The following is an 18674-nucleotide window of genomic DNA, read 5'->3' as shown; positions in this document are numbered from 1 at the left end:
AGCTGCGGAAACGCGGGGTCCGTTCAGGCTGTTGCGTTGAGATTGAAAATCAACCGCACTTACGGGTTTTCCTGGGACGGCGGATAAAACCCTGATGCAGCAAATACGCTATTGCAGTACCGGTGTGGACTTCGGTCTTTGCGGTAGATCTTACTATGTTGCTAATGCCTGTGTCGGCCAACAAACCCAGGGGGCTGTGATCTAGTTCCCACTCTAGGCCGTGCTCGCTTACCACCGTCCCAGGGGCAATGGCGATGATTGAGAACGTCTTGCCTTCGGCGCCTTCGATAGTCCACGACTCACCTGCGTGAAGGATACGGGCGACCACCTTGTCCTCGGTAATCCAGACAGGGGCATCCTCGTAGCCCGCGAGCAGGCCCAGTACGGAAAGCGCCATGTCCGGACGGCCGCCGGTGGCGCAGGTCGCAACCACTTCGGATCCCGGCCAGCGACGGCGGACGGAATCGAGCGCCAGCGCCAGATCGGTATAGTCCTTGTACGGGTCATGGCGCTCAACTTCAAAGTTGGTGGCGGCATCGACCAACGCGCGACCTGCGTCGCTCACCGTGTCGGCATCCCCCACATAAACGTCGCAGCCCAGGCCGGCACTCAATAGCGCGTCGAGGCCGCGGTCCACGGCGACAACGTAGTCGCACTCCCCTGCTAGCCTACGCAACAGATTCGCGCTCGCCACCACGGGCGAGCCGCAGACCACTAATACCTTGCAAGCCACAGCCCTCGCCTATCCCTCAAACGAAAGCACGCGGGCCAGATCCAGGTCCTCATAGCTGTCGATAAAGATGTCGCAGTTGGCGCGCACGTCGTCGCGCTTCATGCGGCCGTGCGGGTCATAAATGCCTACACGCTTAAAGCCGGCGACCCCAGAGCTCTTAAGTCCAAAGACGGCGTCCTCAAACACCCATGCGCGCTCAAACTTGTGCCCATGGCGCTCCTCCAGGCGGCGCAGCGCAAGCTCGTATACGTCGGGGAACTGCTTGGAGCGTCCTGCCTCACCCGTCGTGGTAACAAACTCCATGTAAGCGTCGAGCCCGGCACCAGCGAGCGCGGACTGCACCAGCTCGGCCGGCGTGGACGTGGCAACGCACATGGCAATGCCCGCCGCCTTCGCCTGCTCCAAAAATGCCAGGAGCCCCTCGCGAGGCGGCACCTTCGAATAGCCATCGATCAGGATGTCGCTCAGTTCGCGATACAGCTCCTCGCCATTCGCGCCAATGCCCCACGTGTCGTGGTAGGCCTGGCACTCGTCCTCGAGCGACAAATGCTCAAACTGGGCAAAATCGTCGACCGTCACGTCGACACCGTGCCGGTGCAATAACTCGGGCTGAGCATAAGCCCAAACGGGGGTGCTATTAACCAGCGTGCCATCGCAATCGAAAATAAAAGCAACCTTGGGAGTGGCGGAATGGGGCATAAACGAACCTTTCGATATCAAATGGTAAACATCCTGCTAAAAACGTTTTACCAAACGTCAGACAGACAATTTTGAAACCCAAATTGGTAAAACTGTCAAGAGTTTTACCACGGCAATTCTGCCAGTGGTATAAACATGTCGCTTACCGATTAAACGCCCCCGCAAATCCGCTTTCGTCCATAAAACTAACGCACAGGTGTTATCGTAGTTTCTGCCGAAAGTTCCACCGAGCACGCGAGGTGGAACGAATCACAGAAACTTCGCCGTCCCTTCGATTCGTGCAGCCTTGGACCTTTCGCATCTAGTCACCAAGGCAACACGCTGCCGCGTCATGATGGGATCAAACGTGAGCGATAAAAAGCTAAAGCCAGCAACCAAAAAGCCTGCTACCCGTAAAGCCGCCCCGCACGCGCCGGAGCTCACCAAAGACGATGTCTATCTGTTTGGCATCGGCACGTGGGAGCGTAGTTGGGAAAAGATGGGCGCGCACCCCGACACGCAGAACCGTACGCGCGGCTGGCGTTTTTGCGTTTGGGCGCCCGATGTAAAGAGTGTCCATGTCATTGGCGAATTTAACGACTGGGATGAGCAGGCCAACCCGTTGGTGCCCGTGCATACGAGCGCTATTTGGGAAGGCTTTATTCCCGGCGCCGAGCAGGGTCAGCTCTATAAATACCTCATCGAGACCAACGAGGGCGAAAAGCTCTACAAGGCCGATCCGTACGCCTTTAAGGCCGAGTGCCCTCCGGGTACCGCCAGCGTGCTGTGGACCCTCGATGGCTACAAGTGGAACGACGCCGCGTGGCTCAAGCGCCGAGCCGGCCACAACCACATGTCACAGCCGCTCAACATCTACGAGGTGCATATTGGCTCGTGGAAGCGCCACGGCGACGCGCCGCAGGGCGAGCCCGACGAGTACGGCAACTACCCCGGCCCCATGGACCCCTTCCCCGCGCAGCGCGGCGAGTTCTACACCTACGACGACCTGTCGGTGGAGCTCGTGGACTACGTGCGCGACATGGGCTATACGCATATCGAGGTCATGCCGCTTATGGAGCATCCCTTCGACGGCTCCTGGGGCTACCAGACGACCGGCTACTATGCCGCCACGTCGCGCTACGGCAACCCGCAGCAGCTCATGCACTTTATCGATGCGTGCCACGAGGCGGGCATCGGCGTGATCATGGACTGGGTGCCCGGCGGTTTTTGCGCCGACTCCCACGGTCTTGCCACCTTTAACGGCCACATGCTGTTTGAGCACGAGATTCACCCCAACTGGGGCACGCATAAGTTTGACTTCGCCCGCGGCGAGGTCCGTTCCTTCCTGGTCTCCAACGTGCTGTACTGGCTCGAGAACTTCCACGTGGACGGCATTCGCATGGACGGCGTGTCCAGCATGCTGTACCTCAACTTTGGTATCGACGATCCGGGGCAAAAGAAGTTCAACAAGTACGGTACCGAGGAGGACCTGGACGCCAGCGCGTTTATCCGCCAGGTCAACTGCACCGTGGAGGCCCACTACCCTGACGTGATGATGATGGCCGAGGAGTCCACCGCGTGGCCGCTCGTGACCTACCCGCCGCAGGACGGCGGCTTGGGCTTCCACTACAAGTGGGACATGGGCTGGATGAACGACACCCTGCACTACATGCAGACCGATTTTCCGTGGCGCCCCGGCAACCACGGGCTGCTCACGTTCTCCATCATGTACGCCTTTACCGAGAACTTCATCTGCCCGCTGAGCCACGACGAGGTCGTGCACGGCAAGTGCTCGCTGATCGGCCGCATGCCGGGCGACTGGTGGCGCCAGTTTGCCGGTCTGCGCACGCTGGCCTTCTACCAAATGACGCACCCCGGTGCCAAGCTCAACTTTATGGGCAACGAGATCGGCCAGTTTATCGAGTGGCGCTATTACGAGTCCATTCAGTGGTTCCTGACCGAGGAGTACGAGACCCACCGTCATCATCAGGCGTTCATTAAGGCGCTCAACCACCTGTACACCGCCGAGCCCGCCCTGTACGAGCGCGGCTACACCGACGACGGCTTTACCTGGATCGACGCGGATAACTCCAAGCAGTCCATCGTGAGCTTTGTGCGTCAGGGCGAGGACGTCGATGACGATCTGGTGATCCTGATTAACTTTGACCCGGCGAGCTACGAGAGCTTCCGCGTGGGCGTGCCGCGTGAGGGTGACTGGGAGGTTGTCTTTGACTCCGACCGTCCTGAGTTTGGCGGCAGCGGCTATGCCGGCGAGGAGCCCTACACCTGCTCGAGCGAGCCCTATCCCTGGAACGGGCAGATGGACTCCATCGAGATTAAGGTGCCCGGTCTGGCAGGCGTGGTGCTTAAGCGCCGCGGTCCCAGCAGCTACAAGCCGCCCGTGGTCGAGGAGCCCAAGAAGACAACGCGCAAGCGCACGTCCTCGGTGAAGCCCAAGGTCGCGGCCGCCAAGAAGGCTCCGGCCAAGTCCACCACGGCCAAGAAGGCAGCCACCAAAAAGGCTGCTCCCAAGGCCAAGGCAGCTGCTGTTAAGGCTCCTGCCAAGAAAGCGTAACAAAGGCGTTACCACTGTAATTACCCGCCTCGCCGAGGCGTAGGATACAAGTCATAACCGTTCCGGGAGAAACATCCCCGGGGGAAAGGAACGTATGAATAAGATCTTCGACAACAAGCAGGAGTTTACCGAGCTCTATCGCGATGCCGTCATGAGCATCAGCGGCAAGAGCGTCGAGGCCGCCAGTGACCTCGACCGCTTTAACGCCCTGGCCAAGCTCGTGGCCGAGAAGGCCCGCACCGTTGCCACCAAGAGCGACGCCCGCGCCACCGCCGAGGGCAAAAAGCGCGTGTACTACTTCTCGATCGAGTTTTTGATCGGGCGCCTGCTCGACAACTACCTGCTCAACTTTGGCGTGCGTGACATGGTCGCCGAGGCGCTCGACGACATGGGCTTTGACCTGTCCGTCATTGAGAACCAGGAGCCCGATCCGGCACTGGGCAACGGTGGTCTGGGCCGTCTTGCCGCGTGCTTCCTGGATTCCATGGCAGCCGAGGGCATTGCCGGCTACGGCAACGGCATGCGCTACCGCTACGGCCTGTTTAAGCAGGAGATCGTCAACGGCAGCCAGGTCGAGGCCACCGACGAGTGGCTCACCCACGGCTATCCCTGGGAGGTCCGTCGTCAGGATAAGGCCGTGACCATTAAGTTTGGTGGCCATGTTGAGGGCTTTGAGGAGAACGGCCGCACGTTCTACCGCACGGTGGACACGCAGGACATCCTGGCCGTCCCTTATGACATCCCCGTGGTGGGTTATGCCGGCGAGACCGTCAATAAGCTGCGCGTCTGGGCCGCCGAGCCGGTCGAGGAGCACTTTGACCTGGAGGCCTTCAACCGCGGCGACTACGCCCTGGCCGACGCCGAGCGCGCCGAGGCCGAGGCCATCAGCGCCATCCTCTACCCCAACGACGCCGGCGAGCACGGCCGTCTGCTGCGCCTGAAGCAGGAGTACCTGTTTGTTTCGGCCGGCATCTACAGCCTGCTCGACACCTTTGAGAAGGAGCACGGCGAGAACTGGGAGCTGCTGCCGCAGTTTGTGGCCATCCATACCAACGACACCCACCCCGCCATGTGCGGCCCCGAGCTCATGCGTATCCTCATCGACGAGAAGAAGCTCGAGTGGGACGACGCCTGGAACATCGTGACGCAGGTCGTGAGCTACACCAACCACACCATCCTGCCCGAGGCTCTAGAGAAGTGGCCCATCGGCACGTTCTCCAAGCTCCTCCCCCGCGTGTACCAGATCATCGATGAGATCAGCCGTCGTTGGCACGAGTCGTTCGACACCACGCAGGAGGGCTGGCAGGAGCGTCTGCGCCAGACCGCCATCCTGTGGGACGGCGAGATTCGCATGGCCAACCTGTCCGTGATCTGCAGCCACAGCGTCAACGGCGTGGCAAAGATCCACTCCGACATCATCAAGAACATCGTGCTCAAGGACTTCTATGCCCTGACGCCCGAGAAGTTCAACAACAAGACCAACGGCATCTCGCACCGTCGCTTCTTTGCCGAGGCCAACCCCACCTACGCCAAGCTCGTGACCGAGGCCATTGGCGATGGCTGGCTGAAGGACGCCTTTGAGCTGGAGAAGCTCAAGGAGTTCCAGAACGACACCGAGTTCCTGAAGGCCGTGGGTGCCTCCAAGCGTGCCAACAAGGAACGCCTGGCCGCCTACGTCAAGGCCGAGACCGGTCTGGTCATCGACCCCAACACCATCTTCGATGTTCAGGTAAAGCGCTTCCATGCCTATAAGCGCCAGCTCATGAACATCATGAAGGTGATGGACATCTACAACCGTCGCATCGCCGATCCCAACTTCCACGTGACGCCGACGACCTTCATCTTTAGCGGCAAGGCTGCCTCGAGCTACACCTTTGCCAAGGAGACCATCCGCCTCATTAACTCCGTGGCCGACGTCATCAACAACGACCCGCGCGTCAACGAGGTCATGAAGGTCTGCTTCATCCCCAACTTCCGTGTGAGCAACGCCCAGCTCATCTACCCCGCCGCCGAGATCTCGGAGCAGATCTCCACGGCCGGCAAGGAGGCCTCGGGCACGTCCAACATGAAGCTCATGATGAACGGCGCCATTACGCTGGGTACCCTCGACGGCGCAAACATCGAGATCGCCGACCTGGCCGGTCGCGAGAACGAGGCCATCTTTGGCCTGACCGCTCCCGAGGTCGAGCAGCTCTGGGCATCCAACAGCTACTTTGCGTGGGATACCCTCAACGGCGACCGCGAGCGTCTGGGCCGTGTGATGGACGAGCTCAAGGACAACACGTTTGCGGGTCTTTCGGGCAACTTCGAGAGCATCTACAACGAGCTCATGAACAACAACGACCCAGACCTGGTCATGGCCGATTTCCGCAGCTACGTCGACGCCTGGGAGGCGCTCACGGGCAGTTACGGCGACCAGGAGACCTGGAACCGCAAGGCGCTGCTCAACACCGCCTCCTCCGGCTGGTTCTCTAGCGACCGCACCATTCGCGAGTACCGCGACGAGATCTGGCACGCTTAAAGGCGCGCGAGCTCCCCTATGCCAGCACGGCATTACTCGACGGGCGTGACGTTGCGCCGCGCCCGTCGCTAATGGGTTTAGGAACATCGATGACAGAAGGAGAAATCGATGAGTAAGAAAGAATGCATCGCGATGCTCCTCGCAGGAGGACAGGGCAGCCGATTAGGGGCACTCACCCAAAAGATCGCTAAGCCGGCGGTTAGCTTTGGTGGCAAGTTCCGCATTATCGACTTTTCGCTCTCCAACTGCTCCAACTCGGGCATCGACACGGTGGGCGTTCTGACGCAGTATCGCCCCTACCTGCTGCATGCCTACGTGGGCTCCGGCGAGGCGTGGGATCTGGACAGCCGCGACGGCGGCGTGTCGATCCTGCCGCCGTACGAGACGCAGACCGGCGGCGCCTGGTATGCGGGCACGGCCGACGCCATTACGCAGAACCTGGACTACATCAAGGCCAACGACCCCAAGTACGTCCTGATTCTTTCGGGCGATCACCTGTATCGCATGGACTACCGCAAGATGCTCAAGACGCACATTGAGAACAACGCCGACCTCACGGTGAGCGTTATGCCCGTGCCTTGGGAGGAGGCCAGCCGCTTTGGCATCCTGACCACCGACCCCGAGGACGGCCGCATCACCAAGTTCACCGAGAAGCCCGATAAGCCCGATTCGAACCTCGCCTCCATGGGCATCTACATCTTCTCGGCCGACGTGCTTATCGAGGCGCTCGAGGAGGACGCTCTGGACCAGCGCTCGAGCCACGACTTTGGCAAGGACATCATCCCCAAGCTGCTCGGCGAGGGCAAGCGCCTGTACAGCTACGAGTTCCACGGCTTTTGGAAGGATGTCGGCACCATCGCCAGCTTCCACGAGACCTCGATGGACCTGCTGGGCAATAACCCCGAGTTCGATCTGTTTGACAAGCACTTCCCCATCATGTCCAACATCACCACGCGACCGCCGCACTACATTGGCCCGGACGGCCGCCTGGACGACTGCCTGGTCTCCAACGGCTGCAAGATCTACGGCACCGCTCGCCACTCGATCCTTTCGACCGATGTCATCATCGAGGAGCGCGCCGTGGTCGAGGACTCCGTGCTGCTGCCGGGTGCGCACGTTAAGAGCGGCGCGCACATCTGCCGCGCAATTTTGGGCGAGAACTCCACGGTCGAAGAGGGCGTGAAGCTCGGCTCTGTCGATACCACCAAGGATACGGCCGTCGTTGGAAATGACGTCGTTATCGGGAAGGGGGAATGATCCGATGATCAATCGCAAGGCCATCGGTTATATCACCGCTAACTACTCTTCGACTTACGGCAGCGTGCTGCTCAAGGATCGCCCCATCGCGTCCGTCCCGTTTTTGGGCCGCTACCGCCTGATCGACTTCCCGCTGTCCAACATGATGAATGCCGGCATTAAGACCGTCGGCGTTGTCATGCCGGGCAACTACCGCTCGCTGATCGACCACGTGGGCTCGGGCAAGGACTGGGGCCTGGACCGCAAGAAGGGCGGCATGTTCCTGGTTCCCGGCAACGCGTACGGCACCACCAAGGGCGGCATGCGCTTCCTGCTGCGCGACATCATCTCCAACAAGACGTTGTTCCAGCGCTCGGACAAGCCCTACGTTGTGATGATGGGCACCAACATCATCTTTAACATGGACCTCAACACCATCATCGAAGCCCACGAGAACTCCGGCGCCCAGATGACCGTCGTGTACTGCAAGGCCACGCGCAACGTCGATGACGAGACCAAGCTCGAGATCAACGAGAACGGCCGTCTGACGGGTGTGAGCGCCGGCGTCGTGTACGGCGACAACGCGTCCATGGACTGCTGCATCGTCAACCGCGAGACCCTGCTCGAGATTATCGATCACTACCAGGCCGCCGACTATCTGGACATGCTCGAGGCACTCCAGGGCGACTTTGGCAACATCGACGTGTGCAGCTACGAGTACAAGGGCGAGGTCGTGGGCGTGTTTAGCGAGAAGTCGCTGTATCGCCGCAGCATGGACCTGCTCGACCAGACCGTGGCCGACCAGCTCTTCGATCCCGAGCGCCCGATCCTGACCAAGGCGCACGACGTGCCGCCTTCGCGCTACGCGACCGGCAGCCATGCGTGCAACTCGATCATCTCGGCCGGCTGCATCATCAAGGGCACCGTGCGCAACTCGATTCTGTCGCGCGGCGTTGTGGTTGAGGAAGGCGCCTCGGTGACTAACTCGATCATCAACCAGAGCTGCGTCATCAAGAGCGGCGCCCGCGTTGAGAACGCCATTCTGGACAAGAACAACGTGGTTCCCGTCAACACCGAGCTTCGCGGCACGCCCGAGAATATCTTGGTGCTGGGCAAGGCTCCGTTAACTTCCGATACCACCATCGCTCGTTAACATTGGTGTCGCATAATCGCACGTAAACTGAAGAATAGCCGCCCGGTTAGCGCCTGGCGGCTATTCTCGAATTGCAACATGGGAGACAATATGGCAGAAACCAGCAAAAAGATGCAGATCGTGTTTGCCTCGGCCGAGTGCGCACCGTTTGTTAAGACCGGTGGCCTGGGTGACGTGGCGGGCTCGCTGCCTGCGGCGCTCGTGCGCGCCGGCGCCGAAGTCATCGTGATGGTGCCCAAGTACGCCACCATCAAGGACGAGTACAAGGCGCAGATGGAGCACTTTGCCGACTTTTACGTGAGCCTGGGCTGGCGCAACGAGTACTGCGGGCTGGAAAAGCTCGAGCACGACGGCGTCACCTATATGTTCATCGACAACCAGCGCTACTTTGCGCGCGACTATCCGTACGGCTTCTTTGACGACGGCGAGCGCTTTGCGTTCTTCTCCAAGGCCATCACCGAGAGCCTGCAGCACCTGCCCGAGGGCTTTGAGTGCGACATCCTGCACTGCAACGACTGGCAGACGGCACTGGCGCCCGTGTTTTTGCGCGAGTTCTACCAGGGCCTGCCGCTGTATGACCGCGTTAAGACCGTGTTCTCGATCCACAACGTGGCGTTCCAAGGCCAGTTTAGTGACACCGTGATGGAGGACATCCTGGGTGTGGCGCATATTCCCGCGGCCGCCTCGCAGCTGCGTTGCGACGCCTGCAGCATCAACTACATGCTGGGCGCGCTGCGCTATGCCGACGCCATCACTACGGTAAGCCCCACCTATGCCAACGAGATCCAGACGCCCGAATTTGGCGAGGGCCTGGACGGCGTTCTGCGCGAGCGTTCGTACGCGCTGCAGGGCATTTTGAATGGCATCGACGTCGCGGGCTTTGACCCGGCGACCGACAAGCGCATTGCCGCCAACTACACCGTCGAGGACCGTTCTGGCAAGGCCGTGTGCAAGGCCAAGCTGCAGGAAGAGCTGGGGCTCGAGGTTCGCGACGACCGTCCGCTTATGGTCATGGTCACGCGTCTGACGCGCCAGAAGGGCATGGACCTGGTCATGTACGCGCTCGACCGCATCCTGGCCGGCGGCGTGCAGGTGGCGGTGCTGGGCACCGGCGACCGCGACTACGAGGACGGCCTGCGCTACTTCCAGGACAAGTACCCCGGCACCATGGCGGCGCGCATCGAGTTTGATCCGGCACTGTCGCAGCGCATGTATGCTGCCGCCGACATGTTCCTGATGCCTTCGAAGTTTGAGCCCTGCGGTCTGTCGCAGATCATCGCCATGCGCTACGGCACCCTGCCCATCGTGCGCGAGACCGGCGGCCTAAAGGACACCGTGATCCCGTACAATGAGTTTACCGGCGAGGGCACGGGCTTCTCGTTTAGCAACTTTAACGGCGACGAGATGGGCGACGCCGTGTTCCGCGCGGCGCGTCTGTTCTGGGATAACCGCGATGCCTGGAACCAGCTGGTCACGCAGGCCATGAGCCAGGACTTTAGCTGGACGCGCTCGGCCGATAAGTATCTTGACCTGTACTTCTTTATGCATCCGGAGATTGAGCGCCCGGCGGGTGTGACTGATGTTGCAGCTGTCGATGAGCCCGCTGCCGCTGAGGCCGAGCCTGCGGCGACCGTTAAGGAGCCCGCTGCCGCTGAGGAGCCCAAGGCCGAGGAGAAGCCGGCGGCCAAGGCCGAAGTTAAGCCCGACGCGAAGCCTGCCGCCAAGAAGACGACGGCCCGCAAGACGACGGCTAAGAAGGCCACGACCACGAAGGCCGCTGCTAGCAAGACTAGCGCCGCTAAGGCAACTACTGCCAAGGCATCGACTACGCGCAAGCGTACGACCGCCGCTGCCAAAAAGGCCGCCGAGGCCGAGGTCGCTCCCAAGGTAAAGGCCGAGCCCGCGGCAAAGGCTCCGGCCAAGACCGCTGCCAAGAAGACGACCGCGTCCAAGACCACGACCGCCAAGAAGACCACGGCAACGAAGTCGACGACGACAAAGGCTGCTACGACGAAGGCCGCCGCGAAGACGACCCCGAAGGCTGCTGCAAAGCCCGCCGTCAAGGTCGAGGAGGCGCCCTCCGAGCCCAAGGCCAAGGCAGCTGTCGAGGCAAAGCCGACCGCCAAGACCACCACGCGCAGGCGCGCTACGACGACGGCCAAGAAGGCCACGACCAAGGCTGCTGCTCCCAAGGCAGAGGCTAAGGCCGAGGAAAAGCCCGCAGTAAAGGCCGAGCCGGCTCCGAAGGCCGCAGAGGTCAAGACCACTCCCAAGGCCAAGGCAAAGGCCGAGCCCGCCAAGGAGGCCCCGGTCTCCCCCGCCACTCCGGCCGAGGAAAAGGCTCCGACCAAGAAGACCTCCGTCCGTAAGGCAACGGCTACCCGCAAGCGTCACTAGTCTGGACGATTAAAACTTAATCCAACGCAAAAGAGGGCGCCCCAATTAGGCACCCTCTTCTTGGTTGAACTTCTGTATTAAAAAGAGGGCCGGTTTACTACGACAAAATAGCTCTGGCCGACCACGGCGTGCAATCTACGAAATTGGCAACGCTTCTACCTGCGGTTTTAGTATCACTAAAATGACTGTGGTTGAGATCATTCAAATCGTCGTAGTAAACCGAAGTACTTTTGTTTGACTACAAATAGTATCCGTCTGGGCGTTTTCGAATACCGCGAAAATTTGGATGGTAAAACGATTTTCTAGGACAACCGTTCGCCGATGGTAAACGGATGTTGTTTATACAGCCTGTGTACAACAGATATACTTACATCCTGTGCGTAAAGCCCATGGCCCGCAGGCCGTGATTCTATTGAACTGGACCGTATTATGAGATTGATTCACAACAGCCGTCTACCGCAGTTTCGCACTCCTTTTGGCGCCGTGACCGCTGGAACTTCTGTTTCGCTCTCGGTGATTTTGGAGGATGCCGACCCCAACCAGGCAACGCTCACCCTGCGTACCTGGGTCGATGAAATCGGTGAGTCTCTGTACCCCATGACGCACGAGGGCGACGGCATATTTACCGTAGAGCTTGAGTGCACTGAGCCCTGTCTTATCTGGTACAGCTTTATCTGCAATATCGAGGGCCAGCCCGAGGTCCGCTTGGGTGCACCGCAGGGCCGCACCGGCGGCGAGGGCGTAACCTACGACTACGCCGAGGTCCCGTCGTTCCAGATTACCGTCTACAAGCACCGCGAGAATCGTCCCACCTGGTACGAGCGGGGCATGGTCTACCAGATCTTCCCCGACCGCTATGCCCGCGACGAGCATTGGCGCGAGCGTACGCTGGCCGAGATCGAAAAACCGCGCAACGGAATCCAGCGCCGCATGGTCGAGGACTGGAACGAGCCGCCCGAGTACGAGCGTGCCGAAGACGGCTCCATCAAGACCTGGGATTTTTACGGCGGCTCGCTCAAGGGTATCCAAAATGACCTGCCCCGCATTGCCGAGCTAGGCTTTACGGCCATCTACCTCAACCCCATCTTTGAGGCCGCGAGCAACCACCGCTACGACACGGCCGATTACACCAAGATCGACCCGATTCTGGGCACCGAGCAGGACTTTACGGAGCTGTGCAAGGCGGCCGAGAAGCTCGGCATTTCTATCATCCTGGACGGCGTCTTCAACCACACGGGCGACGATTCGATCTACTTTAACCGCTACGGCAATTATCCCGGCGTCGGTGCTTGGCAAAGCGAGGACTCGCCGTGGCGCGATGCGTTTTACTTCCATGAAGACGGTTCGTATGACTGCTGGTGGGGCGTGGGCAACATGCCCGCCATCAACGAGAGCTCCGAGCTGGTACGCGAGCGGCTCCTGGGCAAGGACGGCGTGATCCGCAAATGGCTGCGCGCCGGTGCCCATGGTTGGCGCCTGGACGTGGCCGACGAGCTTTCCGATGACTTCCTGGCCGAGATCAAAAAGGCCGTGCTCGCCGAGAAACCTGACGCGCTGCTGCTCGGCGAGGTCTGGGAAGACGCCTCCAACAAGATCAGCTACGGCCATCTGCGCCGCTACCTGCAGGGCTCTGAGCTCGACTCTGCCATGGACTACCCCTTCCGCGACATGGTCATCGGCTTTTTGATGGGCTACAAAAACGCCTACCAAGCTGCTGAGGATATCGAAACCCTGCGCGAGAACTACCCGCGCGAGGCGCTGGCCTGCGCACTCAATCTGCTTTCGAGCCACGACCGTCCGCGCATCATCTCGGTGCTCGGCGGCGGCCCAGACGAGTCGCAGCTGCCCGAGAGCGAACGCAGCAAATGGCGCCTGGACGATAACTCGATGGGCCTGGCCAAGAGCCGTTTTTGGCTGGCGACGCTCATGCAGATGACCTTCCCGGGCGTACCCTCAATCTATTACGGCGATGAGTACGGCTTGGAGGGCCTCACCGATCCGGGCAACCGCCGTACCCTGCCGACCAAGGACCAGCTCCACGACTTCGATACGCTGGCCATTGTTAAGAACGCGTCTGCCGTCCGCCGCGCGCTGCCGTTTATGGTCGACGGCGAGATCAAGGCCTTCGCGCTCAACGACGAGGTGCTGGCCTACAACCGTACCGGTAAAGACGGCGAGTCCGCGACCGTCATCATCAACCGCAGCCTGCGCAATTCGCATCGCGTGACGATCCCGGCGCTCGGCGAATGCGCGAGTGACGTGATCAGCGGTCACGAGTGTGAGATCCATAACGGTACGGTCACGCTCGATCTGTATCCGCTGGGCTCGTCGATCATCTATCACCATGCCGAGCAGCGCCTGCAGGAGCCGCTCGATCACGGTGCGGGTGTTGTGTGCCATATCACATCGGTGCCGACCGACGACGGCAAGCCCGGTACGATCGGTGCGCCCACGCGTCGCTTTATCGACCATCTGGCCGCCATGGGCATGCGCTACTGGCAGGTTCTCCCCGTCAACCCCACGGACTTCTTCCGCTCCCCATACGCCGGTCCTTCGGCCTTTGCAGGCAATATCGACCTGCTACCCGAGAGCCACGAGGAGCTGGCCGCCGACTTTGAGACCTGGAAGGCCCGCGGCGGCGAGGATGCCGACCCGCTGTACACAGCGTTTAAGCATCGCAATGCCGATTGGCTCGAGAAGTACTGCGTCTACATGGCCGTTAAGAAGTACTTTGAGGGCGAGTCGCGCCACGATTGGCCGGCAGATGTCGCGCGCTACAACGAGCACCTAATCGACGACAAGCGCTTTCACAACGAGGCCGAGCTTCAGGCGTACATGCAGTACCGCTTTGACCTGGCTTGGTGCGAGCTCATGAACTATGCGCACAAGAAGGGCATCGAGGTTATTGGGGATATTCCTATGTACGTGTCTGACGATTCGGCAGACGCGTGGAGCGAACCCGAGAACTTCTGGCTGTCCGATACCGGCAAGGCAATCGAGATTTCCGGCGCGCCGCCCGACAACTTTGCGCCCGATGGCCAGGTGTGGGGCAACCCGACGTTCCGCTGGGACCACATGAAGCAGAACGGCTATACTTGGTGGATGGATCGCCTGCGCCGCGCGTTTTCGCTCTACGACCGTGTGCGCCTGGATCACTTCCTGGGATTCCACAGCTACTATAGTATCCCCGCGGGTAAGGCTTGCGCCGACGGCCGCTGGCTGGCGGGCCCGGGCAAGGACCTGTTCCAGACCGCCTACGACGAGCTGGGTCCGCTCAACTTTATCGCCGAGGACTTGGGCTATCTGACGCCCGGTGTTCGCGCCATGGCATCGACCTGCGGTTTCCCCGGCATGGACGTGCTGGAGTTTAGCGACTACGACGTCCGTTGCGGTGTGTATCCCACGCCCGGCAAGATTCTGTACACCTCGACGCACGATACGTCGACGCTGGCCGGTTGGTGCACCCGTATCTTTGCGGGCGGCGATGAACCGAGCGGTGTTGAGGTGGCGGCCAAGCTGATGAGCGACGCGCTGGCAAGCGATGCTCCCCTGGTGATGATGCCACTGCAGGATGTCCTGGGGCTTGGCGACGACGCGCGCATGAACGTTCCGGGCGTGGCCACGGGCAACTGGACCTGGCAGGCTGACGAGGCGGACATTGCAGCCGCCGAGAACAAAACCGCACAGCTCCTGCGCAACAACCATAGATTCTGGGGCGAAGCGTGATAAAACCCCCGATATAGGGTACAGTTACAGACGTTTGAATTTATGCGGGCAGAGTAATCTGCCCGCTTTGTGCTGAAAAGGAAGTACTATGGCGCGCTACGATTACAAGTGCTCGAGCTGCGGCAACGTGTTTGAGGTTGAGCATCCCATGTCCGAGACTCCCGAGGTCGTGTGCCCCAGCTGCGGTGCCCCGGCGGCCAAGACGTTCTCGGCCAGCGGCATTAAATTTGAGGGCAGCGGTTTCTACAACACCGATCAACGAAGCGGCGGCTCCAGCACCAACGCCACGAGCGGCTGCTGCGCCAATTGCCCGCATAGCCACTAGAAACCAAGCAGCCCCGCGACCGGCACCGATCGTAGGGCTGACTCTTTAGCTACCCAGGTTTCCTTGTGAGTTGCGGTGAAATAAGGACTGTTTGGCGGACAGAAGCGGCTTTTCAATCCCTATTTCACCGCAACTTAGTCGTTACTTGTGGACCAGTCTGGCGCAGAAGTGGCCGTCGTAGGAGTCGGCGTTTACGGGAACGCTTTGGAAGAGGCCTCGATCGTTCTGGCGTACGGAAACGAGCTTCTTGGCCTGATCGAACTCGGGGAGTTGCAGAATCTGTGCTTCGGAAAGCGGCGCCACGCTAAAGCCGGCACCCTCGGGAGAAGCAAGGAACGCGTCCACCACCTGTGTGTTCTCCTCGTCGAAGACCGAGCATGTCGCATAGATGAGCTCGCCGCCGGCAGCCACGCGCGCGGCAGCTTCCTTGAGCATCGTCAGTTGCAGTTTGGGCAGCTCAACCGTCACGTCCTTTTCGGTCAGTCGCCAAGGGATCTCGGGATGACGGCGCATGGTGCCGGTGCCCGAGCACGGCGCATCGATAAAAACCGTGTCGAACTTAACCGGCTCGCCAAGCATGGCATCAAACGATGTGAGCACCTCATCAAGCTCGCAGGCATCACCCGAAACCGTACGAACACCCTGAATACCGGCCTTATGCAGGCGAGCGAGATTCAGATCACACTTGCGATCATGCAGATCGAGCGCCGTATGCTGACGCTCATAGCCCGCACGCTTGGCCTGGCACATCATCACATAGGTCTTGGTGCCGCGACCGGCACCAATCTCAAGGCAGCTTCCAGGGCGCGTGGCAGCCGTGGCGATAAGCTGCGCGTTGAGATCAGATGCCACCGCGGCAGCACGCTCAAACACACCCGAAGCAACGGTAACCTGGGCATCAACCGGGGCATGGCAGCCCGGGAAGACAGGCGCGACGAGCTGCGAGATATACGGATCGGGCTTGGTCGCAAAGGCGTTCTCATGCAGGGCCAGCGGCGCGGGGGCCAGATTGCCAGCAAAGTTGAGCGCACCCTCTGGGGTATCGAACGAGGCCATAATACGAGCGCAAAGCCAACGCGGCAGACCCATCAGGCGCGACAGACGAACCAAGCGTCGCTCAGACTCATCTACATCGGACGCAGTGGCAAAGTTCTCAACGTTGTCCGCGACCTTATGCAGCACGGCATTGGCCAAACCTGAGGCAGACTTAGCTCCGCTGCGCACCAGCTCAACGCCCTGACTCACCGCAACGCGGCCAGGCGTATGTAGATAGAGCATCTCGAAGGCCGAGATACGAAGCGCCATGCGAACACGCGGCGCAACCTTTTTCGGCTTATCGAGAAACTGATCGAGCAGCTCGTCCAAAATACCCTGCGTGGCGGCAACACCGAGCGCCAGGCGGGCGGCAAATGCGGAATCGCGCTGGTCAATAGCCTTGGCCGATGCGCGAGAGGACAGCACATCACGCGCATACATACCGCGGCGATCGGCCTCCATCAGCACATCGAGCGCAAGCTTGCGTGCGGGAGACAGCTTGCTCATGACAAAACACCCCAGATAAGATCGGCGCCTTGCAGGCCAGCAGCCCAAGCAGAAGCGGCCATAGCACGCTTGCCATCGGGCTTAACCTCGAGCAACTCAACCGAGCCATCGGAAAGGCCAAGGTACACACGCTTGTTCTTAACGTCAACAGCGCCCTCGCCAAGCGAAACATCGGCCAGCGCAGCATCGAGCACGCGCACGGTCTTGCCGGCAATCACGCAACGGGCGGGCGCGGTATCGGATGAGGCCAGCACATGACGCACGCAATCAAGCGCCGCCATTTGCGGATCTAGACGCATCTCCAGTTTGGAAATCTTGGCAGCATGAGTGACGAGCGACTCATCCTGCTCAGTCCACATGGCGGTGCCATCTGCAAGAGAAGGAAGCGTATCGGCAAGCAGTTTGCCGCCAAGCTCACCAAGCTCCATGGTCAGCGCCTCAGCATGCTTACCGGCAACCGACGTGGAAGCCTGAGCACAATAAGCACCAGTATCCACGCCATGCCCAATGCGCATAATGGAAACGCCAGCAACCTCATCACCAGCAAGAATGGCACGCTGAATGGGAGCAGCACCACGCCAACGAGGCAGCAGCGAAGCATGGACATTCACAATACCAAGCGGCGCCATATGCAGCACGTCATCAGGCAAAATGCAACCATAAGCAGCCACACAGAAAATGTCAGCCTGGACAGCCTGAAGCGCCTCAACGACCTCAGGCGTCATACGATTTGCCTCAACAACAGGTAGACCAAGCTCAAGCGCCTTGGCCTTAACAGGAGACGGCTCCAACTTTTTACCACGCCCACGAACAGCATCGGGACGAGTAATAACAAGCGCAATCTCATTACCAGCCTCAACAAGCGAAGCCAGCGAAGGCACAGCAAAATCAGGCGTACCCATAAACACAATACGCATAAAGTTAGTCTCCTCTCAATAACGAGCCGAGACGGCTACAAAAAAGCGTTCCAGGTCGCAAGCGCACCCAGCCGCAAAAACAGTTCAACAAAGACAAATATACCCAAAACCAAAGAAAGAGCCGCATAAAAGCAGCCCTCCCAACAAAGCACCTATCAGCGAAGACGCCCTTCCCTGGCCCGACGGCACCCGGGCGAGACAAGCAGCGTCAACGTAGTCCCCGGAGCGCCCGCCTATATCGTCCCGCGCGCAGTTTCGCAGCGCAGCGAGAATGTTTGAGCACGGGATGATATAGGCGGGCGCCCCGGGGACGGACAAACCTACTCCGTCTCGCCCGGTCGAGCGCCGCGGGCCAGGGCGTCCTGGTACTCCTTGACGGCTTTAATCCTCTGCATCGGCTTCAGTCGCTCAAACATAGTGTTGCCGTGCAGATGGTCGATCTCGTGCTGCAGGCACACGCAGAACAGATCGCCCGTGGCCTCATAGCGAATCAGGTTGGCATCCAGGTCATACGCCTCGACGACGACATGGTCGGGACGCTCGATCTCGCAGCTAATGCCGGGGATGGACAGGCAGCCCTCGCTAAACGGAACGAGATGGTCGCTTTGCTCGACAATCACAGGATTGATGAGCACGTACGGATCGTAGTCGTTCTTGTCGCTGTAGTCGCAGTCGATGGTGACGAGCTGAATGAGCTCACCGATCTGCGGGGCGGCCAGGCCGCAACCGCCGTTGTCGAACATCATCTTCTTCATCTTCTCGGCAAGCGCCTCGATCGCAGGGGTAATCTCCTCGATGACGGCACACTCCTGGCGCAGACGAGGGTCGGGCGACAGTACGATTCCGTTGGCTTCCATGGCCATCCTTTCGG

General features: G+C 60.2%; 12 protein-coding genes. 7 read left to right on the top strand and 5 right to left on the bottom strand.

The window, feature by feature from the left end:
* Nucleotides 1-49: 49 nt before the first annotated feature.
* Entirely contained in the window at nucleotides 50-733 is a 684-nt protein-coding gene (locus tag JMJ97_RS06950) for a thiamine diphosphokinase (protein ID WP_260699666.1), read from the bottom strand.
* A gap of 9 nt (nucleotides 734-742) precedes the next feature.
* A complete protein-coding gene (locus JMJ97_RS06945; protein WP_260699665.1) occupies nucleotides 743-1432 on the bottom strand; it encodes an HAD family hydrolase in 690 nt (229 codons plus the stop codon).
* Nucleotides 1433-1763: 331 nt separating this feature from the next.
* On the opposite strand from JMJ97_RS06945, the gene glgB reads away from it, so the two are divergent.
* From glgB to JMJ97_RS06910, 7 genes are all read left to right on the top strand, one after another.
* Nucleotides 1764-3986 carry a 1,4-alpha-glucan branching protein GlgB gene (glgB, locus tag JMJ97_RS06940; protein ID WP_260699669.1) on the top strand — a complete coding sequence of 741 codons (2223 nt, stop codon included), beginning with the start codon at nucleotides 1764-1766 and terminating at the stop codon, nucleotides 3984-3986.
* A gap of 94 nt (nucleotides 3987-4080) precedes the next feature.
* Nucleotides 4081-6507 (top strand): glycogen/starch/alpha-glucan phosphorylase, encoded by a 2427-nt coding sequence (locus JMJ97_RS06935; RefSeq protein WP_260699664.1) that lies wholly within the window; start codon nucleotides 4081-4083, stop codon nucleotides 6505-6507.
* 108 nt (nucleotides 6508-6615) lie between these two features.
* Complete coding sequence (locus tag JMJ97_RS06930; protein WP_006233920.1) at nucleotides 6616-7764, top strand: glucose-1-phosphate adenylyltransferase; 1149 nt, start codon at nucleotides 6616-6618, stop codon at nucleotides 7762-7764.
* Between the two features lie 4 nt (nucleotides 7765-7768).
* On the top strand, nucleotides 7769-8896 hold the full coding sequence (gene glgD / locus JMJ97_RS06925; protein WP_260699663.1) for a glucose-1-phosphate adenylyltransferase subunit GlgD: 1128 nt from the start codon (nucleotides 7769-7771) through the stop codon (nucleotides 8894-8896).
* A gap of 90 nt (nucleotides 8897-8986) precedes the next feature.
* Nucleotides 8987-11293: a glycogen synthase GlgA gene (gene glgA, locus JMJ97_RS06920; protein ID WP_260699662.1), complete on the top strand. Its 2307-nt coding sequence runs from the start codon at nucleotides 8987-8989 to the stop codon at nucleotides 11291-11293.
* Between the two features lie 429 nt (nucleotides 11294-11722).
* Nucleotides 11723-15019 (top strand): 4-alpha-glucanotransferase, encoded by a 3297-nt coding sequence (locus JMJ97_RS06915; RefSeq protein ID WP_260699661.1) that lies wholly within the window; start codon nucleotides 11723-11725, stop codon nucleotides 15017-15019.
* Between the two features lie 88 nt (nucleotides 15020-15107).
* Nucleotides 15108-15344, top strand: coding sequence for an FmdB family zinc ribbon protein (locus JMJ97_RS06910; RefSeq protein ID WP_006233925.1), 237 nt, complete (start codon nucleotides 15108-15110; stop codon nucleotides 15342-15344).
* Nucleotides 15345-15485: 141 nt separating this feature from the next.
* On the opposite strand, the gene JMJ97_RS06905 is transcribed toward JMJ97_RS06910, so the two are convergent.
* The 3 genes from JMJ97_RS06905 to def form a co-directional block, all read right to left on the bottom strand.
* Nucleotides 15486-16886: an RsmB/NOP family class I SAM-dependent RNA methyltransferase gene (locus tag JMJ97_RS06905; RefSeq protein ID WP_260699659.1), complete on the bottom strand. Its 1401-nt coding sequence runs from the start codon at nucleotides 16884-16886 to the stop codon at nucleotides 15486-15488.
* Nucleotides 16883-17803, bottom strand: a complete 921-nt coding sequence (fmt, locus tag JMJ97_RS06900) for a methionyl-tRNA formyltransferase (RefSeq protein WP_260699658.1) — start codon at nucleotides 17801-17803, stop codon at nucleotides 16883-16885. The genes JMJ97_RS06905 and fmt overlap by 4 nt, the downstream gene beginning before the upstream one ends.
* 320 nt (nucleotides 17804-18123) lie before the next feature.
* Nucleotides 18124-18660, bottom strand: coding sequence for a peptide deformylase (gene def, locus JMJ97_RS06895; RefSeq protein WP_055250379.1), 537 nt, complete (start codon nucleotides 18658-18660; stop codon nucleotides 18124-18126).
* Between the last annotated feature and the right edge of the window lie 14 nt (nucleotides 18661-18674).

Source organism: Collinsella aerofaciens, from assembly GCF_025289055.1.
Classification (GTDB): Bacteria; Actinomycetota; Coriobacteriia; order Coriobacteriales; family Coriobacteriaceae; genus Collinsella.
The sequence above is the reverse complement of the archived record's forward strand: the minus strand, read 5'-3'. Positions and strand labels throughout refer to the sequence as shown.